The following is a 24,247-nucleotide window of genomic DNA, read 5'->3' on the forward strand; positions in this document are numbered from 1 at the left end:
GTTAATCCTTTACGGGCAGGGTCGCGGTGATGTGGAAATCCTCGGCGGTGCCGTCGGCATGGAACGTACCGCCGAGGGAATGAGCGCGTTCCGCAAGCCCCACCAGCCCCTTCCGCGCGCCCACGTGGTGACCTGCCGGCTGCGGGTGGCGGTTCCGGGAGCGGATCGACAGCTCGCCGCCCGCCCACGTGATGGTCACATAGGTGCCGGGGCCCTGGTGGCGCAGCGCGTTGGTGAGCGCCTCGGTGATGATGCGGGTGTGCGCCAGCCGGGTAACGGCCGGCAGCGGGGGCCTGTCCGCAGCGAGCCCGTGCGTATCGATGCCAAGACCCGCCGCCCGGAACTTATCGATCACGGTCGCCACATCGGTGGGCACGTGCACGCTTCCCTCGCGGAGGGAGGAGACGAGGGAGCGGACATCGGCAAGCGCGGCGTCTGCTGTGTCGCGGATCTCGGCCAGGGACTCGGTGGAATTGGACACGATACCAGCGTTGGCCTGCACTTTAATGAGGGTCAGCGAGTGAGCAAGCACGTCGTGGAGCTCCCGAGCGATGAGCTCGCGCTCCGCCTCCTGCGCGCGCTGCATGGCCATGTGTCGCTGGTGATCCCTGTTGCGCAGGTACACGCCGAGCAGGTAGGCGAAGCCGAGCACGAGCCAGTGGGTCAAAAGCCCGTCGACGAACTGCGAGCCCGTGCGGTAGTGCAGCTGGAAGGTCTCGGCGTCAATGAGCCACATCGCCGGCGACACCACGCTGGCGACGACGGTCAGAGCGAGCGCGGCGCGGGGGATCGCGCGGTTCGTGCAGTGTCGGGCGGTGGTGTAGACCGACAGCGGCGCCATGATGAGCACCGGGGAGAGGCCGTAGTTGGCGGGCAACGCGGCGAAGAAGGTCACCGACCAGCAGGCCAGTAGAGCGCACGACGCCACCGCGCTGGCGGTCGGTCGCTTGCTCAAGTACAGCGCGGGCAGAGCGAAGCAGACGGTGAGAAGTGCTTGCGCCAGCGTGATCGCGTCGGTCGAGCCGAGCGTGAGAGCCACCCCGAGGAGGACGAACAGAATGGCCAGCAGGACATTGCCGAGCGTGAAAGGTCCGGAGCGTTGTAACGGCGACTCCATGTCTGGCTCCTTCACAGTGCTGTTCTCCTTTGGGCGGCGAGTCGATCGTATTCAGCGTAGACCGCGGCGTCGCCGCATATCCCCTATGCTGGCCGCGTGATTGAAGAGGATGAATTAAAAACCATCGACACCGATGATGACGACACCATCTTCACCCGCCGCGGCTGGTGTTGGCTGACGCCCATCGCGGCGGCGGCGGTGATCATCGTCGCGCCGGGCGTGGCCGGCTCGCTGCTTTCGGCGGGTGCGGCGACGGCGGCGACGCTCATCGCGTTGTTCGGCGCCGCCCTCGTCGGCGGGGCGGTGGACGGCGCGGCGTTTAAGACGACGTCGTTCGTCCCGCTCATCATCCTCGCCGCGTTCGCCTTTGCCTCCGCGCTGTACTTCAACGACGGCGTGTGGTTCTACGGCCTGCTGCTGGCGGCTTTGTTCGCGGCGACGTCCGCGACCGCGCACCGCCTGACGCGGAAGAAGGGGTAGCCGATGGAAAAGTGGCGCCTCGACCACCCGGAGATGGGCCGCATCGAGCTGCTTATCGGGTTTAGCTACGAGTTCAAGGAGCTGTTCGGGGACTGGCCGTACAGCGTGGACGGGGAGGGCCGCATCCCGCCTGCCGATGCCGGGATAAAGGAGCGTTTCCTTGCCCAGTTCAAGAACCCGACGCTGTTCATGCAGGCGCTTGTCGATGGCCAGCGGGTAGCCAAGCCTCTCCCCGTAGGGAACCGGCGGATCCCTCTGCGGGGAACGAAGCTGGACAGGGACAAGCCGCACCTCAAGGTGGAGAAGAACGGCTTCGACGAGGTCATCGACGTGGACTACCGCGAAGGTTCTCGCGTCGTGGAGTTCACCCCGCCGCCGGGCTCGCGGGCGGAAAAGCGCAAACAGGCGATGGAGTCCAGCGAGTTTAAGCGGACGTTCATCCCGATTCTGACTGGGCTGGGCAAAGGCGGCTGGGCCCTGGCCGTGCTCGTGTTGGGGCCGCTGGTGTCGCGGCTGATCGACTGGCTGCTGAGCTTTCTTCCCGACTGGGAGCTGCCCGCCATGCCGCAGGTGCACCTGCCGGTCCCCGCCTGGCATCTTCCTGCCCCGCCGGACGTTTACCTGCCGGTGCCCGGCTGGCACTTGCCGTCCTTCGACCTGCCAAACCCGCCCGAGTGGCTGCTGTTCATCCTGGAGTACACCAAAATCTGGGTGCCCATCGTCATGGGCATTGTCTTCGGCGTCATGGCGCTGCGCCGCCACCGAAAGTCGGAGGCCGAGAAGGAGCGGTGGACCGAGGAGCGGGGGCCCGAAGCAGAAGATCGTTCACCGAGCGAGGATCGGCCTGACGCCTTACGGTAAGGCACATGGCCAGCAACGATAATTGCCTGCATTACACGGCTTTCGGCGCGTCTTTAAATCTCGATGATGATTACCAAGCTCGGAAACTGCCGGACTGGCGGTTTGCCCATTTCTCCATTGCGCTGCCCCTTTTCGGGCTGGATGCTCCAGGCGAGGAGGGAAGCGACTGGGACGGGTGGATCACCGGACGTTTCAAGGGGCTGAAGCAAATCCAGTTCCCCGCACAAAGCGCGGCTGGCGGTTTTTCTCGTCCCGGTGAGAAGAACTGGGACTGCTCGCCGCGAATTTTTCACGTTACCGCGACAAACTGGTTCGCCCAGGCAATGAGAGCATCGGTCGGGGCGAAGAAAATCGATGGGCCGGTCAGTGATCTTGCGCAGAAAGAACCGAACGGGGGTTACCTGCGGACCGCCAAGAAATACTTATTTCATCCCGACATCTCATTCAATCAGGGCGATTGGGACAAGGACATCCCACTGCGTCCGGGGATAGATCACCCAGCGAATCAACCGAGCGAGTGTGAACAGCGCCTCTACTTAGCTTCCGATGATCGGAGAAGCGGTGAGAAGGGAAGCGCCCGAGAGCGGGTGAGCCTGTCTGCGGTGGAATATCTCGAGTTCGAGGATCCAGAACAGGTCTTTTCTGCTGAGAAAACGTGCAGTAGGTTCCTCGTCCTGCAGATCACCGCTGAGAACCTGTCGTCTGACCAGCTCGAGAACCTCTCGTCCTCGCTGCGCCGAACGCGCACGAAGATGCAGGTTAACCAGGCGACGCTGGATACGATCGGCTGGTTTGTAGAGACGCTCGGTGGTCCCCGGTCCAACGATCGGAAAGCCGCAAAAAAGGGCCGCATCAATCCCCTGAAGTACTTCGTGGAGGTAGCAAAGAGTGTGTTGCCACGGGGAATGCGTAACGCCTACCTCACCCCGGGCGGCAGTTTCTCGGCGAATGGCGAGGACAGCTCCCTGCTTAAGCCCATCCGTGTGGCGGTAGCGGTTCCCGCGCGAAACCTAGAAGACATTGCGCGGCCAGCCCTTCTCGGACAGGGTGATGGCTGGTCTAGGGGTGACCAGTGGGCGTGGATGCTTGCAACCGGGGCGGATGAGTATTTCCGCGGGCTGCCCCGTCAAGACGAATCGGGCCTGGAGGGGTGCACGACGGCGCACGTGAGGCACTGGGCGACCCACCTGAACCAGGAAGGCATCGGCCTGGTGTGCACCGAACCGTTTGCCACCGGCAAGGACACGCCGGAGTTTGCTAACAAATACATCTGGATGTTGGCGCCAACACGCTACGTGGATTTGGCCCTGCTCGTGCGCCGTAGCGAGAAGTACCTTTTGTATTTAAGCCGGGCGCTGCGCGAAATGGAGTTCGAGGACGGTCAGGCCCAAGGCGCATTGAGTGTTCCGTACGGGGCGGAGATCAGAACGGCGAATGTCGAGGCCATAGAACGCGCTAGTAGAAACTTGGATCAGAGCTTGGAGAGGTTTCAGAAGCTCCAGCGCGACTTTCTGACATTGCGCGATGTTTTGTGGTTCGAGTCAGTTCCCGGCCGCAGCGACGGAACTCGAATCCTCGCTGGCCTGCAAGAAGCGACCGGCACGATGCACCACTACAAGGACGTGCTGGATGAGCTGCGGCTGCGCAAAGATACGTATTCCACGACGTACCGTCAGTTGGAGCTGGGATTCCAACGGCGCAGAGCGGAGGCCCGTGAGCGAGACGCCGAAAGGCGAGAGAAGGAAGCAGCCGAACGCGATTCCCTCAACCTCGTTCTGGCCTTCGCCGCGCTAGCGCTGGCCGTTCCCGCTATCGTCGACCAACTTCCGCTGGAAGGCGGCAGCTGGTGGCCGGTTGTCATCTCCTTCATCACCATTGTCGTGTTGAGTTTTACTGCGCGGTGGTGGTTGCCGTGGCTCCGGCGGCGGCTCGTGGCCCGTAAATCATCCCGGCACCTAAACGAGGATCAACCCGCGGGCTGACGACACTGACCGGCAGGCGCCGCACCATTGATTCCCGTACGCGACTTACGTATTCGTCCGCTAATGGGAGTTGTGGGAAATGAAGAGAATTTTAGGGCTCGATATTGCCCGGGCGGTCGCCATCCTCGGGATGCTGGCCGATCACTTCGGCCCGCCGTGGCTAATGAACTGGGTGCAGGGCTGGCCGTCGCTCATGTTCGCCTTTCTGTCCGGCATCTCGCTGAGCCTGATGTGGAAGCGCTACCCGCGCTCGAGCATCGTGATCCGCGGGCTGGTGCTCACCGTCCTCGGCGTCCTCCTCGGATCACTGGGCGCGGACATGATGATCATCCTGTCCACGTTGGGCGTCTCATTCATGTTGGCCGCACTGTTCATCGGCGCCCGCCCGAAATGGCTCATCGGCGGCTCGGTGGCCGCCATCATCGTCATGCCGATCGTCTCCTTCGCGCTTCGTATGTTCGTCTTCCTGCCGGCAGGCGACGAGGCGGGAGTCTTCCCGCGCCTGGATCACTTCACCTCGCTGGAGGGCATCCACATGGCGGTGCAGGGGGTGCTGCTTGACGGCATCTATCCCGTCGCCACCTGGCTGCCGGTGATTGGGCTGGGAGTGGGCATCGGCAAGCTGGGCATCGCCGACATGAATCGCGGCCGTATGGCCCTGGCCGGCCTCGGTAGCGCGGCCGCGTCGGCGGCTGTCGCCCTCGGCGCCCTAGCCTGCGGCATCAAACCCGCGATGCTCGCGATGATGGACCCGCAGGACATCGGCATCGACCACATCGGCCCGGACAATTTCCGGCTCATCTTGTCCGGCCTGGGCACCCCGATGGCGCCGGCGGACCTGCTGTTCAACGACGCGCACACCGGCACCATGGGCGATGTTGCCCTCTGCGTGGGCATCAGCCTCATGCTGCTCGCCGCCTGCCTGTGGCTCGGCGACAGGTTCGGCACGGCGCTGTACCCGCTCATCGCCACCGGCTCGTGCGCGCTCACCGTCTACGTGGGTCAGGTGCTGGCCTCGGCGGGCATCAACCGGTGGCTGCCGGACGTGACCGATGTGGGCGCGGAGAACCTCGTCCCCTTCGCCGCCTACGCCGGCACCGCCGTCGTCTTCTGCTCGCTGTGGAAGCTGTACTTCCGCCGCGGCCCGCTGGAAGAGGCGCTGCACTTCGTGTCCACAAAGGGGAAAGCGCGATGACAAAGATCGCAGGGTGGGCGGTGGCCGCCGCCATCACGCTCGTGGGGTTGGTGGCCCTGCCCGCCGGCTCGAACGCGGCGTCGTTTTTCCTCTCCGTCGTCCTGCCCACCCTGGCGCCCTGGTTGGCCGCGGCGGCGCTGGGGATTGCGGGCCTGGCGCTGTGGCGGAACAAGAAGGCGCTGGCTCTCCTCGCCGCGGCCGGTGCGGTGCTGCCTGTCTGGGCCATTGCCGGGCAGTACGTCGGCGCGTCGCGCGCGGGTGTCAGCCTCAACCTCGCCCGGGCAATGGCGCCCGGGTCGATGGAGGCGTCCACCCCGCCCCAGACTGTCCACGGGATGCAGGTCTACGGCGCCGAAGCCGGCAAGGCCAAGCCCATCATCTTCAACGTCCACGGCGGCGGGTGGAAGGACGATGCGGAGATGCCCGCCACCCTGGAGGAGCTCGCTCGCGCCGGCTTCGTCGTCGTCCGCCCCACCTACCCGCTGGCGGACGCGGAGCATCCCACCTTCGATGCGGCGCCCGCTGCGCTTGCCGATGCCTACCGCTGGGTCAGCGAGCACCCCCACGAGGTGGGCGGCGACGCCGGCCAGATATACGTCTTCGGTGACTCCGCCGGCGGCGGGCTGGGGCTGAACTTGGCTTACCGCGTGGCGCAGGGGCTGGACGCCGGATCCACCCCGCGGGCGGTGGTGGCACTGTACCCCACGGTGGACTTGGAGGCGGTCGAAGGCGTGAAGTCTCTGGGTGCCTTTCAGGCGGTGCGCGACTACCTGGGCGGCTCGTCGGCCGAACACCCAGAGCGGTACCGGGAGCAGGACACCGCCACGTGGCTAAGCCCCGAGGCGCCGCCGACGCTCATCATCCAGGGCGGCCGCGACACGTTCGTGCCGCCGGACTCGGTGCGGCGCTTTGTAGACCAGGCCCGGGAAACTGGCGTGGACATCGACTACGTCTCCGTGCCCGCCGCCAACCACGCCTTCGACGTCGCCGCGCGGGGGAGCCTGGGCCAGCAGCTGGTGGAGAAGGCAACCGCCCGCTTCTTCGCCGGGCATGAAGCGGCCGACTAGAGGTGGGAAGAGCCGAACAGGGAAGACGACGCGGACGAGGAGCCGGAGCCCCCGGCGGGCGCGGAGCCGGCGGCATCGATACGGAAGCCCGCGGGCCCGAGGATGGTGAAGTCGTAGTCGCCGTCGATGTCGACCGCGATGCGCTCTTCGCCCTGCACGTCGTAGGCCATGACGTCGTCCTTCGGGGCGTGGAACGGGTAGATGAGCATGTTCGCGGCGGCCGGGCCGTCGTTGCGCAGGATGATGTCTACGCCGCCGGCACGTGGGATGACCGCGGCGGACAGGTCGTAGGGCAGCGGCCGCTGCGGGCGCTCGCCGGGTTCTTGCTCCGGCATGCCGGCTACGTCTGCGGCAGGCGGCTCCGGCTTCCAGCGCGGCTCGAGCGGATCGGCCGGCTGCGGCCGGCCGACCGGGGAGTACGACTTCGGCTGCTGGAAGTCGAAGGCGCTGGTGAGATCGCCGCAGATGCGGCGGCGCCAGGCGGAGATTGTGGGTACCGAAATGCCCTTCCACGCCTCCAGGAACTGCGCGGCGGAGGTGTGGTCGAAGACCTCGGAGCAGCGGTAGCCGCCCACGGTCCACGGCGAGATGATCGTGGTGGGCACGCGGTTGCCCAGGCCCACCGGGGTGCCGCGGTACCACTCATCCTTTTCGGCGCGCGGCGGGCGCGGCGGCACGACGTGGTCGAAGTACCCGTCGTTTTCGTCAAAGGTGATGATGAGCGCGGTCTTCTTCCACACGTCGGGGTTGTTGCCCAGGGCATCGAGAAGCCGGTAGATGAAGTTCGCGGACGCGCGCGGCGAGGACGCCGAGGGGTGCTCGCACTCGTCGGCGGACGCGACCAGCCAGGACACGGTGGGCAGGGCATCCTTTTCGATGTCCCGCGCCACCCGGTCCGTCAGCGTCCCCAGCTCCGAGCGGTACAGGGCCCGGTCGAAGATGTGCCGCTCGTGGTCGGTGAGCCTGCTTAAATCCAGCTCTGGGACGTCTTCGCCGTCGGCCAGCGCCGAGTAGTACTCCTCCGCGGAGTGCTTGTACTTGGCAGGGAAGACCTTCCGCGCCACGTCCTTGGTGTAGCGGAAATACTCCAGGTTGTTGTCGGTGTAGTTGTCGTACTCCTGGTACACGCGCCAGTCGATGCCGGCTTCATCCAGCACCTCCGCCAGGCACGGCCAGTCGTAGCCCGGGTGGATGGCGTCGTAGGCGCGGTTATCCAGCGCGCGCTCGGCGGGCGAGAGCGGCTCGTGGCCGGTGGTGCCCGAAAAGAAGAAGTTGCGGTTCGGCGACGTGGAGGTCGGCGCGGAGCAGAAGTACTGGTCGCAGACGGTGAAGGTGTCGGCGAGCTCGTACTGGAAGGGGAGATCCTTGCGGTCGTAGTACGCCATCGTCGCGGCGGTCTTCGCGGGGATCCAGTTGTCGCACCACCCGTCGTTTAGGGCGGCGGTGCCGCCGTCCCAGTCGTGGTTGAGCGCGTCGACGTTCTCGCCGTTCATGGACTGCCGGCCGGCCGCCTGGCGGATGGAAAACGGCAGCACGGTCTCGTCGCCGTCGGCTTTCTGCGCGAAGACGTTGCGGTCGCCCTCGCGCTGGCGCAGCGCGTTGTCATCGCCAAAGCCCTGCACGCCGCGCAGGGAGCCGAAGTAGTGGTCGAAGGCGCGGTTTTCCTGCATGAGGAAGATGACGTGCTTGAGATCGTCTAGGGACCCGGCGGGTGCCGAGTGCGCGATCTGCTGCAACAGTGACGGCGGCAGGAGGGAGGCGCCGGCGGCCGCCGCGCCCGCCTTGAGCACGGTGCGGCGGGAAGGGGTGGAATGGTGAGGCTCGTTAAAAATCACGCAGTCACGGTAGACCGCGGCCTTTAACCCGGGTTGAACTCCGCTTCACGCCGAGATGAATTTAATCGCCCTCCCGCGGGCGCGTTCCCCGACATTTTCCCTCACCGTCATCATCTATTCACCCCGCCTTCCTAAGCTCCAACAGGTTCCTATCTTGTCGAACAATGGAGCTCAACCTTTCATGTCCCAGTGTTTTAACCGACGTAGTTTCCTGCAGATCGCGGGCGTTTCCGCCGCCGCGGTCGCCGCGGGCATTTCAGCGCCCGCGAACGCGCAATCCAGTTCGCTGAGCTCATCGCTCAGTTCCCACCCAGGTTCCGCGGGCGGCGAGGACCTGTTCGGCCTCGGCGTGGCCGCCGGATCCCCGCGCCACGATTCCATGATCCTGTGGACCCGCCTCGCCCCTAACCCGCTTGCCGATGACGGCCACGGCGGCATGACCGGCGGCGACGTCACCGTCCGCTGGGAGGTGGCTACGGACGGGGACTTTCGGGACATCGTCAAGCGCGGCGAGGCCTTGGCCCAGCGCGAGCTCGCCCACTCGGTACACCCGCAGGTAGACGGGCTCGAACCGGCGACCGAGTACTTCTACCGCTTCGAGGTGGAGGGCAACGTCAGCCCCGTCGGGCGTTTCAAGACGCTGCCCGCCCCGGGCGCGGACGTGGACAAGTTCACCTTCACGGTCGCCTCCTGTCAGGCCTGGTATCACGGCCACTTCACGGCGTGGAAGCACATCGTGGACGAGCCGGACCTGGACCTCACCGTCTTCGTCGGCGACTACATCTACGAGTACGCCATTGAGGAGGGCGACAACCTCCTGCGCCAGGGCGCGACCGTGACCGACGCGTTTAAGGCGAAGGTGGAAACGCTCGAGCAGTACCGCCTGCGCTACTCGCTGTTCAAGTCCGACAAGCACCTGCAGGCCGCGCACGCCCGCGCCGCGATGGCCGTGGTGTGGGACGACCACGAGGTGGAAAACAACTACGCCGGCGTCATCTCCGAGGTGGGCACCCGCGCCGAGCACTTCCTCTACCAGCGCGCCGCGGCCTACCGCGCGTTCTACGAGAACCTGCCGGTCGCGCCTCCCGCGCTTCCCGATGGCCCGCACAACCGCATCTACGACAGCTTCGACGTCGGCTCGCTCATCCGCTTCAACCTGGTGGATACCCGCCAGTACCGCGAGGAGGCCTCCGAGACCGCCAGCATCCTGGGCGCCGAGCAGGAGGAATGGCTGTACAACCAGCTGGAGACCAGCCCGGCGCAGTGGAACATCGTGGTCAACAGCGTCGTGGTTGTCCCCATCGCGGACAGCATCGACCAGTGGGACGGGTTCCCGGCCGCCCGCGAGCGGCTTATCGATCACCTCTCCCGCGTCAGTGACCCGGTTGTGCTGACCGGCGACATCCACCAGCACTGCGCGGCGGACATCCAGACCGCCGACGGCGACCCGGTCGGCGTGGAGCTGGTGGCCACCTCCATTGCGTCCGACGGCGACGGCTTTGCCGGCAGCAAGAGCAAGGAGTGGCTGGAAAAGCCGTACGTGAAGGCGATGGACAAGCGCCGCGGCTACATCAAGGTGGACGTCACCCGCGATCATCTGGACTTCGAGTTCGTGGTCGTGCCGTGGATCGAGCGCGACGACACCGCCCCGCGCGAGACCGCGTTCGCGTTCCGCACCCAGGCCGGCGAGCACACGCTCCGCGAGCTGAAGTAACCCCGAGGAAGGACACACACTATGAGCTTGTACAAGTCGATCGCGAACGGTCTGTCCAGCCTGTTTGGCCCCGGCGACGGCAACGGCAAGGCGGGTGGGGCGGTGCGCAACCTGCGCGCCGAGCCGAAGCTGATGGAGAATCTGCTGACCTGGGAACCGGTGGGGTGGGACACGGCACTCGACCACTACCGCGTGCTCGGCGTCGGCCAGGACGGCAAGGAACAACTGCTGGGCAAGACCATCTTCCCCTTCTTCCGCCACGACCGGCTGGATCCCGCCGGGGAGACGTGGCGCTACGCCGTGGAGATCGTGGATGCCGCCGGGGGAGTATCGCCGCGTGCCGATGCCCCGCAGACCTCCTCCATCGCGTCCGTCACCGTGGGTGCGGAGCTTGCCCGCCTGGGCGACTTCGACCGCAAGGACCTGGAGTTCAAGTACGCGCCGAAGGACTACAAGAAGATCGTTACGGCCTACCCCGACCAGAAGATCGTGGCGGGGCCGGATGCCGCGGCGGGCGACGTGGCCTACCTGCTGCCCGGCCCGGGCGATAAGTGGGCCGGCAACAAGGCCTACACCTTGGAGTGGACGGTGGACATCGCCGAGCCCGCCGACGACTGCGCGCTCGCGCTGTGGCTGGTGGACACCACGAAGCTGGGCGGCACCCTGGACGTGCAGGTCAACGATTTCTCTAAGGCCGTCGATCTGCCGCAGGGCGCGACCAAGGGCTCGCGGTCGGGCGATGCGAGCGGGGAGAAGACCGCCCTGAAGCCGGTTGCCATCGAGTTCGACCTGCCGGCGGGAACGCTGAAAGAAGGCACGAACACGCTGGTTTTCACGGTGAGCGAGGGCGGCTGGCTCGCCTGGGACGCGCTGGGGCTGTTCCGAAAGGGCTAGGCGGCTCCAGCCCCAGCCCCGCCCAAGAACCGGTTCACCAGCGACGCGTAGGCCTTCACGGTCAGCTCGAGGTCTTCCAGGTAGAGGCACTCGTCGTGGCTGTGGAGCTCGTCGTTGGCGGACGCCATGTCGCGGGCGGGCGCGTGGAGCGCGAAGCCGTAGCCGACCCCGCCCAGGCGGCGCGCCATGCGGAGATCCGACCCGCCCGTGGCGTGGACGGGCACGACCTGCGCGTTGGGGAAGAATTCGTGGGCAGTGTCCTCGATGGCCCGCCACAGCGCGGTGTCGGTGGACGATTCGGTGGCGTCTTCGGTGATGAGGTGCTCAATATCCACCTCGTCGGCCATGTCTCCCAGCGCGGCGCGGAGGAAGGCGTCGATGTCCTCTTGCTTCTGCCCCGGGAAGGGGCGGATATCCATCTCTAGGTACGCGTGCGAGGGCAACACATTGATGGCCCCGCCGGCGCGCAGGACCGTCTGGGCCACGGTGGTGTGCGAGGACGCGTGGGCGTGCGCGGCGAGGTTCCCAAACTTTTCGTAGTCCGCGGCGCTCCCGTCGCCGCGGGTGAGGGCCTTTTCCGTCTCCGGATCGAACTGGAACGCCTTTACGAACCCCTGCCACACGTCGTTGCTCGTCGCCGGCGGCTCGGCGGCGGCGATGCGGCGGGCGACCTCACCGATCTTCGCAACCGCAGAGACCTTGCCAAACGGGGTGGAACCGTGCCCGGCATCGCCATGGACGTGGAGCCGGCGCTGCCCGGCGCCCTTTTCGCCCACGTTGAACGCGAGCGCGTCGCCGCCGGGCACCGGCAGGTGGCTCCCGCCGGTCTCGGACAGGCAGTTCTTCCACGAAAACGCCTCGGGCCGGTTCTCAAAGAGCCACCCCGACCCCAATCCGCCGCGGGCCTCCTCATCGGCCATGCCCACGAAGGTGAGCTCGCCGCCCGGGTTGCCGCGCCGGGCCACCTCGCGGGTGACCGCGGCCTGGGTGGCGGTAATAAACAGCATGTCCACCGCGCCGCGGCCGTAGAGCTTGCCGTCCTCGATGACCGCCTCAAAAGGCGGCTTGGTCCACTTGTCCTCGTCGACCGGGACGACGTCGGTGTGGCCCAGCAGGGTGAGCGGCTCCGCGCCGGGGTCGCCAGCCGGGACGGAAAACGCGATGGACACCCGGCCCGGGTGCGGCTCGAAGCGTTGGATCTTCACCGCGTCTTTCACGTCGGCAAAGAAACGCTCGAGCGTGTCCGCGTTGCGGTATTCCGCGCCGGAGTCGGCGGTCAGGTCGTTCACGCAGGCGTTGCGGATGAGTTCGCGGAGGAGGGCCAGGGTGTCATCGTAAAGCGTCATGCCGCCAGCGTAAGGGACGAAGCGAGCAGCAGAACGGTTTTTCTTCGGGAGTTACTGAACACCGTTCAAGTCGGTGGGTTACCCTTTTGCCCATGAATATTCTGGATGTTGCACGGGACAAGGTGTTGGGCAACGGCGAGGGGCTCAACCAGGACGAGGTACTGGCGGCGCTTCAGGTCAGCGACGACGAGCTGCCGGAGCTTCTGCAGCTGGCGCACGACGTGCGCGTGAAGTACTGCGGCGTGGACGTGAGCCTCGAGGGGATTATCTCGCTGAAGACGGGCGGCTGCCCGGAGGATTGCCACTTCTGCTCGCAGTCGGGGCTTTTTGAGTCCCCGGTGCGCGCGGTCACGCTCAACATCCCGGAGTTGGTCGAGGCTGCCAAGCAGACGGAGAAGATGGGCGCCAGCGAGTTCTGCATCGTCGCCGCGGTCAAAGGCCCGGATGACCGGTTGCTCAACCAGGTGGAAGACGCGATTGCCGCCATCCACCGCGAGGTGGACATCAACATCTCCGCCTCGCTGGGCATTCTCACCCGCGAGCAGGCGCACCGCCTGGCGCAGATGGGGGTCAAGCGCTACAACCACAATCTGGAAACCGCCCGCTCGTTCTTCCCCAACGTCGTGACCACCCACACGTGGGAGGAGCGGATGGACACCCAGGAAAACGTGCGCGCGGAGGGCATGGAGACCTGCTGCGGCGGCATCATCGGCCTGGGCGAGACCATCGAGCAGCGCGCGGAGTTCGCGGTGCAGCTCGCGTCCGTGGAGCCCGAGGAGGTGCCCATGAACTTCCTCGACCCGCGGCCCGGTACCCCGTTCGCGGACCGCCCCCTGGTCCCGCGCGGCGAGGCGTTGCGCGCGGTGGCGGCGTTCCGTCTGGCTATGCCGCGGACCCAGATGCGGTTTGCCGGCGGTACGGAGCTGGTGCTTGGCGATGACGGCACCGAGCAAGGCCTCCTCGGCGGCGCGAACGCGGTGATTGGCGGCAACTACCTCACTACGACCGGCCGGGCGTTTGAGAAGGACAAGGACTTGGTCTTGGACATCACGCCGGTGGGAAACGACGGGCGGCCGGTCAACGGCCAGGACCCGGCGTACGACACCCTCAAGGCGTTGTAATACGGGGACGCGGAAAGTGAAAATCCCCGATAACAACGACCTCGCCGAGGCGGTCTTGAGCGGCGCGGCGCAGCTGGACAGCATTCCGCCACGCACCTGCCTTTTGTGCGGGCGGCGCATGGTGGTCAAGATCAATCCTTTCCACTGGGAGGCGGCCTGCTCGCGCCACGGGCTGCTGCGCTCGGAGTGGTTGGAAAAATAATTGCGTGGCGGGTCTTGACGCCTCGCCACAATGCTGTAATGTAAGCCTTACCTAATCACGAATCCCGCGAGTCGAAGAAGAGCTCCACTTCGCGCAGGCGCGGTCGATCGCCGTGGTTAGCTAGCAAGGAGGCTCGACGGGGTGCTCGTCGTCGGGCCTCTTTGGCGTATCTAGAACCCGGCAGCGAGTGGCGCCGCTACACTCGCGGCCATGACTCAGCCGCAGCCAGCCCAACCGCAGTCCCCGCTGACACAGGTGCGCTCCGTCGACGAGGCGATCGAGCGCGTTGTAGACATTTACGACGCGGCGTGCGCGCGAGCCCGCGAGGTGATGGAGGCGGGTGGCGGCGACTACAGCGCGGTGACCTACCCGAAGATCGTGGTCGATGTGCGCGAGTGGCGGCCCATCGACCGCTCCGAGCCGTTCGGCTACGTCAACGAGTCGGGCCGCTATGCCGCCACCGTGTCTCGCCCGCGCATCATGCGCGGCTACCTGCACGAACAGCTAACCCGGCTGACCAACAACTACCCGTGCGACATGTACGTCGGCCCCTCCGACAAGCGCATCCCGCCGGCCTACATCCGCGGCGTCGGTGCGATCACCTACTCGGAGGGCGTGCCGCGCCCGACCCTGGACAACGTCAACGACGCGATTATCGATGCCGACTGGGACGCCTTCCACGGCCCCGAAAAGCCGCTGTTCCACTTCACCGCCGAGCGCTTCGACATCGCGTGTGCGCGCATCGAGCACTACACCGGCGTGGAGGTGGACACGCTGCAGAAGTTCATTCTGTTCACAAACTACGCGATGCACACCACGGAGTTTGTGAAGTTCGGGCTGGAGGAGCTCGCCCGCGACGATTCGCGCTACACCGCCCTGGTGCTGCCCACCGGGGAGACGGTGCATTCGAATGATGCGGTGGAGTTGGACATCGACAAGCTCACGCTCACCTCGCGGTACCAGATGCCGCGCTTCGACCTGATTACCGCGGGTGGCGACGGCATCACGATGATCAACATCGGCGTCGGCCCGTCGAACGCGAAGACCATCACGGACTGCCTCGCGGTCCTGCGCCCGGAGGCGTGGATCATGATCGGTCACTGCGCCGGCCTGGACGGGCGCATGCGCATCGGCGACCTCATCTTGGGCAACGCCTACCAGCGCGACGACAACCTGCTGGACCGGCGGGTGGGATCGAATAACCCCATCCCCGCCGTCCCAGAGGTGCAGCGCACCCTGGAATTCGCCGTCGACGAAATCTACGGCGCGGACAACTCGCTCATGCGCACCGGCACAGTGCTATCCACCGGCGACCGCAACTGGGAGTGGCGCACCTCCCGGGAGCTGTGGGAGTGGCTGCGGGCGTCGACGGGCGTGGCGGTGGACATGGAGTCGTGCACGCTTGCCGCCAACGGCTACCGCTACCGCGTGCCTTACGGCACCCTGCTGAGCGTGTCCGACCTGCCCTTGCACGCGGTGCCAAAGCTGCCCGCGCAGGCGCAGGCGTTTTATTCCAACTCGAAGCAGGCGCACGTGCGGTGCGCGGTGAGGGCGGTGGAATTGCTCGCGGAAACGCCGGAAAAACTGCGCACCCGCAAGCTCCGCAAGGCCATTGGTGAGGTGCCCTTTAGGTAAGAAAAGCTGCCCTTACCTGGGGTTTCGGTAAACCTTACTTAGCTGGCGTGAGATTTTTCATTCGCTATTGTGGGCAATACCAGACACCGAAAGGAGAATCTCTGCTATGCACGAGAAGCTACAAGACATCATCAACAAGCAGGTCAATTCCGAGCACGAGGCTGCCCTCGTCTACACCCAGCTCGCCTACGAGATGGACAACCTCTCCCTGCTGGGTATGCGCGACTGGTTCAAGAACCAGGCGGCGGAGGAGCGCGAGCACGCCCAGAAGTTTGCGGATCACCTCATTAACCGCGGCTACCGCGTCGAGCTCGGCGATCTGCACGTCGGCGCCCCGAAGGTAGCCACCCCGATGGACGCATTCCAGCTCGCCTTCGAGCACGAGCAGAAGGTGTCCAACGAGATCCGTGAGATCGCCCGCGTGGCCAACGAGGTCGGCGACCTGGATTCCCGCCAGCTCATCGACTGGTTCCTCAACGAGCAGATCGAGGAAGAGGCCTCCGTCAGCGAGATCATCGACCGCCTCAAGCTGGTCGGCAACGAGGGCGAGGGTCTGCTGTACCTCGACGCTCGCCTGGGTTCCCGCGACTAGTACGGCTAGGACGCCTGCGGGCGCGGAATAACAGGTGGGTTAAGAATCGGGCATCCGCCCGGTCCCGCCGCGTGCAGCATGTGACCATGGTGCACATGTCCCGCCTGCAGAAGTTTTCGTTCGCCACCGTCCTCTTCGTCCTCGCCGTCAGCTTCGGCGGGGGCGTGGCGCTGGGTTCGGCGCACCTGGCGGTGGCGACTTTTCTTTCGGTCAGCGCGCTCTTTCTGGGCTGCATCGCTGGCCTGGCCTTGCTCTCCGGCGCGATCCGGCTCGACGGATCCCCGGCGAACAAGGCCCTTTTTTCGCTCAGCGGCCTGCTTCTGACCGGGGCCATGCTGGAGCTGGCGCTCCCGCCGCTGGGCAGCCTCGTCCGCGTGGGGGAGTCGATGTTTTTCGCCGGCGCGGCGCTGGGGATCCTCGCGGTCCTTATGCCTCGGCCTTGTGCAGCGACAGCGGGACGCGCAGCAGCGGATCGAGTGCGACCGCGCGCGCGATAGCTTTGACCACCTCGCGGTGAGTGGGGATGAGCCGCAGCTCCACCGAGCTGTGCGCGCCCACATTCTCCCGCACGGTCGCGGCGAAGAGCTGGGGCGCGCGGGGGTCATCGATAAACGCGGAGCCCGCGACCACGATGCGCTGTGGGTTGTGCACCCGGCTGAGGTGGGCGGTGACGTAGCCGAGTTGGCGTGCGCGTTCATCGAGAAGCGCCCGCGCCTTGTCGTTGGTTTCGGCCAGCTCGGCGGCCGCAGAAATCGACCGCGCCTCGATGCCGCGGTCGGCGAGGGCAGACAAGACTGACGCGGTGGACAGCCGGCGCTCCGTGGACGCGCCGCTAAACGGCCCGGGCTCCAGGCTGGGCAGCGCGACCTGCTCGACGCCCTCGGCGGTGGTGAGCGCGGCGCCCAAGGAGTCGTCGGCGAAGAGCACGAGGACCGAGTCGGTCTCGTCCAGCTGGGCGGACTGTGTTTCCGAACCGAGTATCGCCGGGATGGCGGAGGAGACCACGACGGGCACGTCGAAGTGGAAGCGGAAGCGCTCGGCGATGTCGACGCCCTCCCAGCCCAGGTTCGGCGCGTGGACGCGCCCCGCGTCGTCGGTGCGCCCGGAGGTGGTCACCCCGACGGAGACGAGCGTGTGGCCGAGGCCAGCGCTTAACCGATGCACGCCGGCGACGATGTGCTCTAAGAAGTCGTCCTCACTGAGTCGCGCGACGGGGGTGGGCACGTCGTCGTCGCGGATGAGGCGGCCGTGGGTGTCGTAGAGGCCGATGTAGCTGGAGGAGGTACCCACCGCGATGCCGGCCAGCATCCAGGGGGTCTCCGCGATGTCGAGCGGGACGGTCGGGCGCCCGCGGCCGCGGCTGCGCGTCTGGTCGGTGCGCTCTTGGATGAGCCCCGCCTCGAGCAGCGCGCTGGTCGCGCGGGTGATGGTCGGTTGGGACAGCCCGGTGGCCTCCACGAGCTCCCCACGGGTCATCACCGGGTTGAGGCGGATGAGGTGGAGGCAGCGGGCGGCGGGGATACGCGGACGCGTGAAGGCGGGTCCAGGCTTGATCATGATCTGCATCATAATATTTACAGACCAAGCAGTCTAATCGGAACCAATTTTCATAGACCGCTTAGTTCGCATCGCGGTACATACCCCGCGCTTCTATAGTGTGGGGAGACATGGATTCCATTGCGGTCTACTGCGGTTCCCGCGTGGGCGATAACCCGCGCTACGCGTCCACTGCCCGCGCGCTCGGGGCGGCGCTGGCGGCCCACGGCTACCGGCTCGTCTACGGCGGCGGCAACGTCGGGCTCATGGGGGAGGTGGCGGACGCGGCGCTTACCAGCGGCGGGGAGGTCGTCGGCGTGATGCCCACCGAACTGGTCGCCCGCGAGATCGCGCACGCGGGGCTGACCCGCCTGGAGGTCGTCGACACCATGCGCGAGCGCAAGGCCCGGATGGAGCAGCTGGCCGAGGCCTTCATTGCTCTCCCCGGCGGCATCGGCACGTTCGAGGAGCTCACCGAGGTGCTTACCCTCCAGCAGCTGGGGCGGATCCGCGGGCCCATCGCGCTTCTCGATGTCGATGGCTACTGGCAGCCCTTCGTCCAGCTGCTGCAGAATGCCGTGGCGGCCGGGTTCGTGGATCAGAAGTATGTGGACGCGCTCATCGTCAATGGAGATCCGGAGGAGATGATCGCCAGCTTTGCCCAGTGGGAAGCGCCGGGCGATAAGTGGGGAGGCTCGGGTGGCACGTTGTAGCCGGGGGTGGCTACACTTCCCTGCATGACTTCCGAGCAGCAAGCAGCGCGCGAGCCTTCTTTGCTCGATGCCTCGTGCGATAACTTCGCGCACGACCTGGCGGCGTTGTCTCCTACTATGGCCACCGCGTGGGGCATCCCCGGCTACGAGGGGGAGCTCCAGGATTATTCCCCGGAGTATTACGAGGCCATCGCCGACCGCACCCGGGAGATGCTCGCGGACCTCGATGCGCTGGATGACAGCACGGACGAGTCGGACGATGAGGACGACTTCGACGACATCGACGAGGTCACCGCTGCGGTGCTGCGCGACCGCCTGTGCCTGCAGCTGGACCTGCACCACCACGGCGAGGGCATTCGGGAGCTCAACAACATTGCCTCGCCGGTCCAGGACATCCGCGACACCCTGCTTCTGATGCCGCGGAAGACCGCCGAGGACGTCGACGCCATCCGCTCGCGCCTCGCGCGTATCACCGCGGCGTTGGAAGGCCACCGCGAGTCGCTCGTGGCGGCGGCCAGCCAGGGCATGGTGGCGCCTACCCGTCAGATCAACGAGGTCATCGCGCAGTGCAGCGCGCTTGCCGATGCCGGCTCCATGCTCGAGGACCTCGGACTCGACCCGGATTCGCGCGAGGTGGAAAGCGCCAAGAAGGCCTTCGACGACTTCGCCCACTGGCTGTCGGCGGAGCTACAGCCGCACTCGGGACCGAAGGACGCGGTGGGCCGCGAGCGCTACGCGCGCTTTTCGCGCCTGTTCGTCGGCGACGCCGTCGACCTGGACGAGGCCTATGAGTGGGGCCTGCAGCAGGTGGCGGACATCGCCAAGCAGCAGGGAGAGATCGCCCACGAACTCTACGGGCCGGAATGCACGGCGCGCGCCGCGATGCGCAAGCTCAACCACGACGAGCGCTACGTGCTCCAGGGCACCGACGCGCTGGTGGAGTGGATGCAAGACACCGCCGACCGTGTCATCGCCGACGTGGACGGCACCTACTTCGACATCCCGGACCCGGTGAAGACCATCGAGTGCCGCATCGACCCGGCGGGCACCGGCGGCATCTTCTATACTCAGCCGGCCGACGACTTCTCCCGCCCCGGACGCATGTGGTGGTCCGTTCCCGCCGGGCAGGAAACCTTCCACACGTGGCAGGAGCTCACCACGGTCCACCACGAGGGCGTGCCGGGCCATCACCTGCAGGTAGGCCAGGCGCTGGTCGAGCCGGACCTGAACCTGTGGCGCCGCGCCGTGTGCTGGAACTCCGGCCACGGCGAGGGCTGGGCCCTCTACTCGGAGCAGCTCATGGCCGAGCTCGGCTACATGGACGATCCGGGCTACCGCATGGGGCTGCTCGACTCGCAGCGCCTGCGTGCCGCCCGCGTCGTGGTGGACATCGGACTCCACTTGGGCAAGAAGATGCCGGACAACACGGGCATCTGGGACAAGGCGCACGTGAAGTCCTACATGCGCGATAACACCGCCATGGACGACGCGAACCTCACCTTCGAGGTCAACCGCTACCTGGGCTGGCCGGGGCAGGCGGCGAGCTACGCGCTGGGCCAGCGGCTGTGGCAGGACACCCGCGCCGAGGCCAACGAGCAGGGCATGTCCGACCGCGAGTTCCACGCGCAGGCGCTGTCCTACGGTTCCATCCCGATGTCCGTGCTGCGCGACGCCATCCTGGACTAGGAGCTACCTGCGCGAAAACAGCCGGATGAGCTGCGGCAGGTAGCCCGCGATGAGGAGTACCGCGATGAGGCGGATGAGCTGCAGCGCCACGACGGACGGGCCGGCGCCGCCCTCGGAGGAGAGCGCGAGCACCGTCTCCAGTGCGCCCGGGCTGGTGGCCAGATAGGCCTCGAAGTAGGTCTCGCCCATCACCCACGCGAGCGGGAAGGCCGTAAGCGCACACACCGCGATGACGGTGGCGATGACCGCGATGGTTGCCGGCAGCTGTTTGGCAAAGTGCTTGAGCGAACTGACCGACAGCCCGCCGCCGCAGTACCAGCCGATGACCAGGAACGCGAAGATGCGGAACAGCTCCGGCGGCTGCAGCATGACACCCTCCGGCAGGAGGGGCGTGACCGCCACGCACAACAGTAGCGGGCCCAGGATGGGGGCGACGGGGATCCGCAGCAGCTTGGCCAGCGGCTGGCCGGCCAGCGCGATGGCGACGATGATGAGCCACACCCACCACTGGGAGGCGGGCTCGGGCTGCGCTTGGGCGCCCGCCGCGTCCTTCGGGTGCTCTAAGAACCCGGCCACGAGCGGAAGGCTCACGGACACGACCAGGAAGCGCAGGTACTGCGTGAGGGCGACGAAGCGGTAGTCGGCGCCCAGTTCATCGGCAAGCGGCGGCATCATGGACGCGCCGCCGGGCAGCAGGGACAAAATACCCGTCTCGTTGGACACGTATTTCGGCTGTGCGCGGTGGAGGAGAACGCCGCCGATTAAGCCGACAGCAATTGTGACAAAAGAAACAACAATGCCGATCGGTAAATAACCTAACAATTTCGTCGCCGGCAGCATTGTCAGCGGGATTCCGGCGATAATGCCAATGAACCCTCGGCCGGCGCGGTACACGTGAGCGTTCACGTGCAGCTCCGTCCGTGCAATGAGCGCAAAAGCGCCGGCAGCGAGGATAGAGCCGAGGAGCCAAGCGGCCGGGATATCCCAGTGGTCCAGCAGGTAGCCGGCGGCAATCGAGGCCGGAACGACGATGATCCAACCCAGTGTTTGTTGAGTCACTCTTTTATCTCATTCCTGGAGTTTTATTTATCTCACTTTGGTTGTAGCTATGTGAAACGACTTTAATAAATTCCATGCACATTTCGACCGCAACGTGGGCAGTGCTCGCTGGCGGTTCCGTTTTCGCCGGGTGGATCGACGGTGTCATCGGGGGCGGAGGTCTGGTTATGCTCCCGCTCGTCATGGCCGCCTTCCCGGCAATGGTTCCGGCGACGGCGTTGTCGACGAGTAAGTTCGCATCCTTCTGGGGCACGCTGTCTGCCGCCACCACCCTGTCGATCAAGGTGAAGCCGAGCTGGAAAGAGCTCGGCGTCTTAAGCCTTATCGCGCTCATCGCCGCCGGGTTCGGCGCCGCGGCAGCCGCCGCCATGAGCGAGGCCATCATGCGCCCGCTCATTATCGCCTTGCTGCTAGTCGTGGGCGTCTACGTGGCTTTCAAGAAAGACTTCGGGGCCGGCGATTCGCCGGGCGTGCATTCCGGCTGGCGGGAGATCGCCGCTCTGGCGGCCACGGCCGCCATCGCGTTCTACGACGGCATCTTCGGCCCCGGCACCGGCATGTTCCTCATCATCGCGTTCACCGCGATCTTCTCCCAGAACTTCATCCGGTCCGCCGCGATGGCCAAGGTGGTTAACTGTGCGACCAACCTCGGCGGCCTGTTGGTGTTCATCGCCGGCGGCTACATGGCGTGGAAGGTGGGCGTTGTGCTCGCGCTGGGCAACGCCGTGGGCTCCATGCTCGGCGCCCGCACCGTCTTGGGCGGCGGCACCAAGCTCGTCCGCTACGCGTTGCTTACCCTCGTGGTCGTGCTGTGTGTCTACCTGTCCTGGCAGCAGTGGGGATAGGCTACATCCGCTTCTTTGTCCGCGCCGTCGCCGGCGCGTTCCACGGGTCTTGCGGCCACGGGTGTTTGGGGTAGCGCCCGCGCATCTCTGCGCGCACCTGTGCATACGGGCCCGCCCAGAAGCTGGCCAGGTCATCGGTGACCGCTAGCGGCCTTCCCGCCGGTGAGAGCAGGTGGAACTGCACCGGCACCCCGGCACAGCGTGGCGATGCCCCCATGCCGAAGCATTCCTGCAACTTCACCCGGACCACGGGCCGGCCCGTGGAGTAGTCCACCCGCGGGCGCGATCCGGACGGTACCGCAAGGCGCGCGGGTACGAGCTCGTCTAGTTGGTTGGCCGCGGGCCACGGAAGCAGCCGCTGCAGCGCCGGGTACATATCCACCTTCGCCGGCGGGGTGCCGTGCGCCATCGCGTCCAGCTCGGGGCCGAGCCAGTACTCCGGATCCGCCGCCGCGACCTCCGGCCACGGCTCGCCCACCTGGGCGTGCAGGAAGTCGAGGCGCTCGCGCAGGCTTGCCGCCTTGTCCGAAAACGTGAACATATCCAGCCCGTGCTCGCGGATCCCGGCGGCGAGCGCGGTGGCCGCCTCCTCCGGCGGGACGGGGATGGGGGTCACGGCCAGTTCGATGGCCCCGGCCCGCCGCACCGACCGGCCGCGCAGCGCGCCGCCGTCGAAACTAGCGGTCTTCTCTTCCGTGACCCCGATAATCTCCAGGGCATCGCGCTTGTCGATGCGCCCGGCACCCCGAATCACCGCCCCCGCGCGTGAGCGTGACCGCGTGACCTCCGCGATGGCGATCCACTCCGCGCCCTGCACGCCGGGCACGTCCGGCGGCAGCACGGCGCGCGTACCGGAGGCGAGCAGGTACTCGTCGCCGCCCTTCTCGCGCCGCGCGATGCGATCCGGGAACGCCAGCCCCGTGATGATCCCGCGGTCACTCGTCCCGGCGTAGGGGCCAACGCCAGATGACACCAGTCGTCGTAACCGCTTCGCATCCGCGGGGTTGCCGGCCAGTTCCGCCACCACGTCGGCGGCAGCGGGCCCGCACTCCAGCAGCGCGCGGCCCAGCCGCGGATCCAGCGGAAGCGCGACGAGTTGCTGCCCGCGCTCGGTGATGGACCCGTCCGCGCCCACGGCGTGGAGGCGGCGGAGGACGGACTCGGCATCGGCAAGCGCGGACTGCGGCGGACGGTCGGGAAGGGTGAGGTTTTCCGCCCGCGGGGTGCCCCACGCGGCGCACCACAGCGCCGCCTGAGTGAGGTCCGTGGTGGCAATCTCCGGGGTGATGTGGGCGGGCGCGTGCTCGACGTCGCTCGCGGCGCACATGCGGATCACGGTGCCGGGGCCTTCGCGGCCGGCGCGGCCCGCCCGCTGATCCATCGTGGACTGCGCTGCGGTGAGCGTGACCAGCCCGGTCATGCCGCGCCGGGCATCGCGCCGGGGCACGCGGGACAGGCCGGAGTCCACCACGATGCGGACCCCGGGCACGGTCAACGAGGATTCGGCGATGGACGTCGCGACGACCACCCGGGGCTCTACGCCCGGGGTGAGGGCCGCGTCCTGCTCCCGAGAGGTCAGCCGCCCGTGGAGGGGGAGTGCCGGCACCGCGGCATCGATGGCGCCGAGCACCGCGTCGACCTCGCGGACGCCCGGGACGAAGACGAGCGCCGAGTGACCGGTTTCGCGCACCGCGTCGGCCGCGGTTTCACCCAGCGCCTGGTAGAAGCCCCGCGTACGCTCCGCCCGGCCGGGGTGCGGCCGGTAGCGAACGTCAAGCGGGTAGGTCACCGCGGGCGTGTCCAGCACGCGGGCGTCCATCAGCTCCGCGAACGCGGCGGCGTCCAGCGTCGCGGACATGGCGGCGACCACGAGATCGTCGCGCAGCTGCACCAGATCGAGCAGCATGCCCAGTACGAGATCGGTGTCCAGCTGTCGCTCGTGGACCTCGTCGATGGCCACCGCGCTCACCCCCTCGAGCGCCGGGTCGCGGAGCAGCCGCCGCACGAGCACGCCGGGGGTGACGAACTCGACCCGGCTACCCGGGTGGTGCTCGCCGCGGATGGAGTAGCCGACCCGGTCGCCGACCGCCGTGCCGTCCAGGTGTGCCAGCCGGCGCGCGGCCGCCCGCACCGCCACGCGCCGTGGCGCGGTGACGAGCACCTTGCCGTCCACGTGATTGGCCAGTGCCGGCGGCACCAGCGTCGTCTTGCCCGTACCGGGCGGCGCCTGGACCACGAGTGTCTGCCGGCCGTCCAGCAGCCTCGGCAGCGTGCCGATGGTCCCTGCCACCGGCAGCCCGGCACCAATGCGCGCGAGATCGAACGCTTCAGTCATGGTGGCAATTGTGCCAGCCGCGGGTATGCACA

21 protein-coding genes are annotated in these 24,247 nt (G+C 66.8%); 15 read left to right on the top strand and 6 right to left on the bottom strand.

The window, feature by feature from the left end:
• Position 1: 1 nt before the first annotated feature.
• Entirely contained in the window at positions 2-1,117 is a 1,116-nt protein-coding gene (locus CMASS_RS00340; RefSeq protein ID WP_156831800.1) for a sensor histidine kinase, read from the bottom strand.
• 96 nt (positions 1,118-1,213) lie between these two features.
• Here CMASS_RS00340 and CMASS_RS00345 point away from each other — a divergent pair, with 96 nt between their 5' ends.
• From CMASS_RS00345 to CMASS_RS00365, 5 genes are all read left to right on the top strand, one after another.
• Positions 1,214-1,597, top strand: coding sequence for a hypothetical protein (locus CMASS_RS00345; protein ID WP_022863155.1), 384 nt, complete (start codon positions 1,214-1,216; stop codon positions 1,595-1,597).
• A gap of 3 nt (positions 1,598-1,600) precedes the next feature.
• Positions 1,601-2,458 (top strand): hypothetical protein, encoded by an 858-nt coding sequence (locus CMASS_RS00350; RefSeq protein ID WP_022863156.1) that lies wholly within the window; start codon positions 1,601-1,603, stop codon positions 2,456-2,458.
• A 5-nt stretch (positions 2,459-2,463) separates the two neighbouring features.
• Positions 2,464-4,440 carry a hypothetical protein gene (locus tag CMASS_RS00355; RefSeq protein ID WP_022863157.1) on the top strand — a complete coding sequence of 659 codons (1,977 nt, stop codon included), beginning with the start codon at positions 2,464-2,466 and terminating at the stop codon, positions 4,438-4,440.
• 79 nt (positions 4,441-4,519) lie between these two features.
• Positions 4,520-5,635 (top strand): DUF418 domain-containing protein, encoded by a 1,116-nt coding sequence (locus CMASS_RS00360; RefSeq protein WP_022863158.1) that lies wholly within the window; start codon positions 4,520-4,522, stop codon positions 5,633-5,635.
• On the top strand, positions 5,632-6,702 hold the full coding sequence (locus CMASS_RS00365) for an alpha/beta hydrolase (protein ID WP_022863159.1): 1,071 nt from the start codon (positions 5,632-5,634) through the stop codon (positions 6,700-6,702). The genes CMASS_RS00360 and CMASS_RS00365 overlap by 4 nt, the downstream gene beginning before the upstream one ends.
• Here CMASS_RS00365 and CMASS_RS00370 read toward each other — a convergent pair.
• Positions 6,699-8,537 carry an alkaline phosphatase family protein gene (locus CMASS_RS00370; protein ID WP_022863160.1) on the bottom strand — a complete coding sequence of 613 codons (1,839 nt, stop codon included), beginning with the start codon at positions 8,535-8,537 and terminating at the stop codon, positions 6,699-6,701. The two genes, CMASS_RS00365 and CMASS_RS00370, sit on opposite strands and share 4 nt — an antisense overlap.
• A 181-nt stretch (positions 8,538-8,718) precedes the next feature.
• On the opposite strand from CMASS_RS00370, the gene CMASS_RS00375 reads away from it, so the two are divergent.
• Positions 8,719-10,251, top strand: a complete 1,533-nt coding sequence (locus tag CMASS_RS00375; protein ID WP_022863161.1) for an alkaline phosphatase D family protein — start codon at positions 8,719-8,721, stop codon at positions 10,249-10,251.
• A 21-nt stretch (positions 10,252-10,272) separates the two neighbouring features.
• The gene (locus CMASS_RS00380) at positions 10,273-11,145 is read left to right on the top strand and encodes a polysaccharide lyase family protein (RefSeq protein WP_022863162.1); all 873 of its coding nucleotides are present in this window, start codon (positions 10,273-10,275) and stop codon (positions 11,143-11,145) included.
• On the opposite strand, the gene CMASS_RS00385 is transcribed toward CMASS_RS00380, so the two are convergent.
• Positions 11,142-12,491: a M20/M25/M40 family metallo-hydrolase gene (locus tag CMASS_RS00385; RefSeq protein ID WP_022863163.1), complete on the bottom strand. Its 1,350-nt coding sequence runs from the start codon at positions 12,489-12,491 to the stop codon at positions 11,142-11,144. The genes CMASS_RS00380 and CMASS_RS00385 overlap by 4 nt on opposite strands.
• A 92-nt stretch (positions 12,492-12,583) precedes the next feature.
• On the opposite strand from CMASS_RS00385, the gene bioB reads away from it, so the two are divergent.
• The 5 genes from bioB (at position 12,584) to CMASS_RS00410 (ending at position 16,538) form a co-directional block, all read left to right on the top strand.
• Positions 12,584-13,612, top strand: a complete 1,029-nt coding sequence (gene bioB / locus CMASS_RS00390; protein ID WP_022863164.1) for a biotin synthase BioB — start codon at positions 12,584-12,586, stop codon at positions 13,610-13,612.
• Positions 13,613-13,628: 16 nt separating this feature from the next.
• Positions 13,629-13,814: a biotin synthase auxiliary protein BsaP gene (gene bsaP, locus CMASS_RS00395; RefSeq protein WP_022863165.1), complete on the top strand. Its 186-nt coding sequence runs from the start codon at positions 13,629-13,631 to the stop codon at positions 13,812-13,814.
• A 210-nt stretch (positions 13,815-14,024) separates the two neighbouring features.
• Positions 14,025-15,449, top strand: coding sequence for an AMP nucleosidase (gene amn / locus CMASS_RS00400; protein WP_022863166.1), 1,425 nt, complete (start codon positions 14,025-14,027; stop codon positions 15,447-15,449).
• A gap of 106 nt (positions 15,450-15,555) precedes the next feature.
• Positions 15,556-16,041, top strand: coding sequence for a ferritin (locus CMASS_RS00405; protein ID WP_022863167.1), 486 nt, complete (start codon positions 15,556-15,558; stop codon positions 16,039-16,041).
• A 95-nt stretch (positions 16,042-16,136) separates the two neighbouring features.
• Positions 16,137-16,538, top strand: a complete 402-nt coding sequence (locus CMASS_RS00410; protein WP_156831801.1) for a hypothetical protein — start codon at positions 16,137-16,139, stop codon at positions 16,536-16,538.
• On the opposite strand, the gene CMASS_RS00415 is transcribed toward CMASS_RS00410, so the two are convergent.
• Positions 16,468-17,598, bottom strand: coding sequence for an ROK family transcriptional regulator (locus CMASS_RS00415; RefSeq protein ID WP_027018694.1), 1,131 nt, complete (start codon positions 17,596-17,598; stop codon positions 16,468-16,470). The two genes, CMASS_RS00410 and CMASS_RS00415, sit on opposite strands and share 71 nt — an antisense overlap.
• Before the next feature lie 110 nt (positions 17,599-17,708).
• Between CMASS_RS00415 and CMASS_RS00420 the strand changes: the two genes are divergently transcribed.
• Both CMASS_RS00420 and CMASS_RS00425 read left to right on the top strand, forming a co-directional pair.
• Positions 17,709-18,290, top strand: a complete 582-nt coding sequence (locus CMASS_RS00420) for an LOG family protein (protein WP_022863170.1) — start codon at positions 17,709-17,711, stop codon at positions 18,288-18,290.
• A 24-nt stretch (positions 18,291-18,314) separates the two neighbouring features.
• Positions 18,315-19,976: a DUF885 domain-containing protein gene (locus CMASS_RS00425; RefSeq protein WP_022863171.1), complete on the top strand. Its 1,662-nt coding sequence runs from the start codon at positions 18,315-18,317 to the stop codon at positions 19,974-19,976.
• A gap of 3 nt (positions 19,977-19,979) precedes the next feature.
• Here the strand turns inward: CMASS_RS00425 and CMASS_RS00430 are convergent, their stop codons facing one another.
• Positions 19,980-21,035, bottom strand: coding sequence for an AbrB family transcriptional regulator (locus CMASS_RS00430; protein ID WP_022863172.1), 1,056 nt, complete (start codon positions 21,033-21,035; stop codon positions 19,980-19,982).
• A 74-nt stretch (positions 21,036-21,109) separates the two neighbouring features.
• Here CMASS_RS00430 and CMASS_RS00435 point away from each other — a divergent pair, with 74 nt between their 5' ends.
• The gene (locus CMASS_RS00435; protein WP_022863173.1) at positions 21,110-21,880 is read left to right on the top strand and encodes a TSUP family transporter; all 771 of its coding nucleotides are present in this window, start codon (positions 21,110-21,112) and stop codon (positions 21,878-21,880) included.
• 1 nt (position 21,881) lies between these two features.
• Here the strand turns inward: CMASS_RS00435 and CMASS_RS00440 are convergent, their stop codons facing one another.
• The gene (locus CMASS_RS00440) at positions 21,882-24,215 is read right to left on the bottom strand and encodes an ATP-dependent RNA helicase (RefSeq protein WP_022863174.1); all 2,334 of its coding nucleotides are present in this window, start codon (positions 24,213-24,215) and stop codon (positions 21,882-21,884) included.
• Between the last annotated feature and the right edge of the window lie 32 nt (positions 24,216-24,247).

Origin of the sequence: Corynebacterium massiliense DSM 45435 (assembly GCF_028609805.1) — a bacterium.
In the GTDB taxonomy this organism is placed as follows: Bacteria; Actinomycetota; Actinomycetes; order Mycobacteriales; family Mycobacteriaceae; genus Corynebacterium; species Corynebacterium massiliense.

What these genes read in the sequence shown, in the direction of transcription:
- CMASS_RS00340 (WP_156831800.1), bottom strand. Translation starts at nt 1,117, where the DNA reads ATGGAGTCGCCGTTACAACGCTCCGGACCTTTCACGCTCGGCAATGTC.
- CMASS_RS00350 (WP_022863156.1), top strand. Translation starts at nt 1,601, where the DNA reads ATGGAAAAGTGGCGCCTCGACCACCCGGAGATGGGCCGCATCGAGCTG.
- CMASS_RS00355 (WP_022863157.1), top strand. Translation starts at nt 2,464, where the DNA reads ATGGCCAGCAACGATAATTGCCTGCATTACACGGCTTTCGGCGCGTCT.
- CMASS_RS00360 (WP_022863158.1), top strand. Translation starts at nt 4,520, where the DNA reads ATGAAGAGAATTTTAGGGCTCGATATTGCCCGGGCGGTCGCCATCCTC.
- CMASS_RS00365 (WP_022863159.1), top strand. Translation starts at nt 5,632, where the DNA reads ATGACAAAGATCGCAGGGTGGGCGGTGGCCGCCGCCATCACGCTCGTG.
- CMASS_RS00375 (WP_022863161.1), top strand. Translation starts at nt 8,719, where the DNA reads ATGTCCCAGTGTTTTAACCGACGTAGTTTCCTGCAGATCGCGGGCGTT.
- CMASS_RS00380 (WP_022863162.1), top strand. Translation starts at nt 10,273, where the DNA reads ATGAGCTTGTACAAGTCGATCGCGAACGGTCTGTCCAGCCTGTTTGGC.
- CMASS_RS00385 (WP_022863163.1), bottom strand. Translation starts at nt 12,491, where the DNA reads ATGACGCTTTACGATGACACCCTGGCCCTCCTCCGCGAACTCATCCGC.
- bioB (WP_022863164.1), top strand. Translation starts at nt 12,584, where the DNA reads ATGAATATTCTGGATGTTGCACGGGACAAGGTGTTGGGCAACGGCGAG.
- amn (WP_022863166.1), top strand. Translation starts at nt 14,025, where the DNA reads ATGACTCAGCCGCAGCCAGCCCAACCGCAGTCCCCGCTGACACAGGTG.
- CMASS_RS00405 (WP_022863167.1), top strand. Translation starts at nt 15,556, where the DNA reads ATGCACGAGAAGCTACAAGACATCATCAACAAGCAGGTCAATTCCGAG.
- CMASS_RS00410 (WP_156831801.1), top strand. Translation starts at nt 16,137, where the DNA reads ATGTCCCGCCTGCAGAAGTTTTCGTTCGCCACCGTCCTCTTCGTCCTC.
- CMASS_RS00415 (WP_027018694.1), bottom strand. Translation starts at nt 17,598, where the DNA reads ATGATCAAGCCTGGACCCGCCTTCACGCGTCCGCGTATCCCCGCCGCC.
- CMASS_RS00420 (WP_022863170.1), top strand. Translation starts at nt 17,709, where the DNA reads ATGGATTCCATTGCGGTCTACTGCGGTTCCCGCGTGGGCGATAACCCG.
- CMASS_RS00425 (WP_022863171.1), top strand. Translation starts at nt 18,315, where the DNA reads ATGACTTCCGAGCAGCAAGCAGCGCGCGAGCCTTCTTTGCTCGATGCC.
- CMASS_RS00435 (WP_022863173.1), top strand. Translation starts at nt 21,110, where the DNA reads ATGCACATTTCGACCGCAACGTGGGCAGTGCTCGCTGGCGGTTCCGTT.
- CMASS_RS00440 (WP_022863174.1), bottom strand. Translation starts at nt 24,215, where the DNA reads ATGACTGAAGCGTTCGATCTCGCGCGCATTGGTGCCGGGCTGCCGGTG.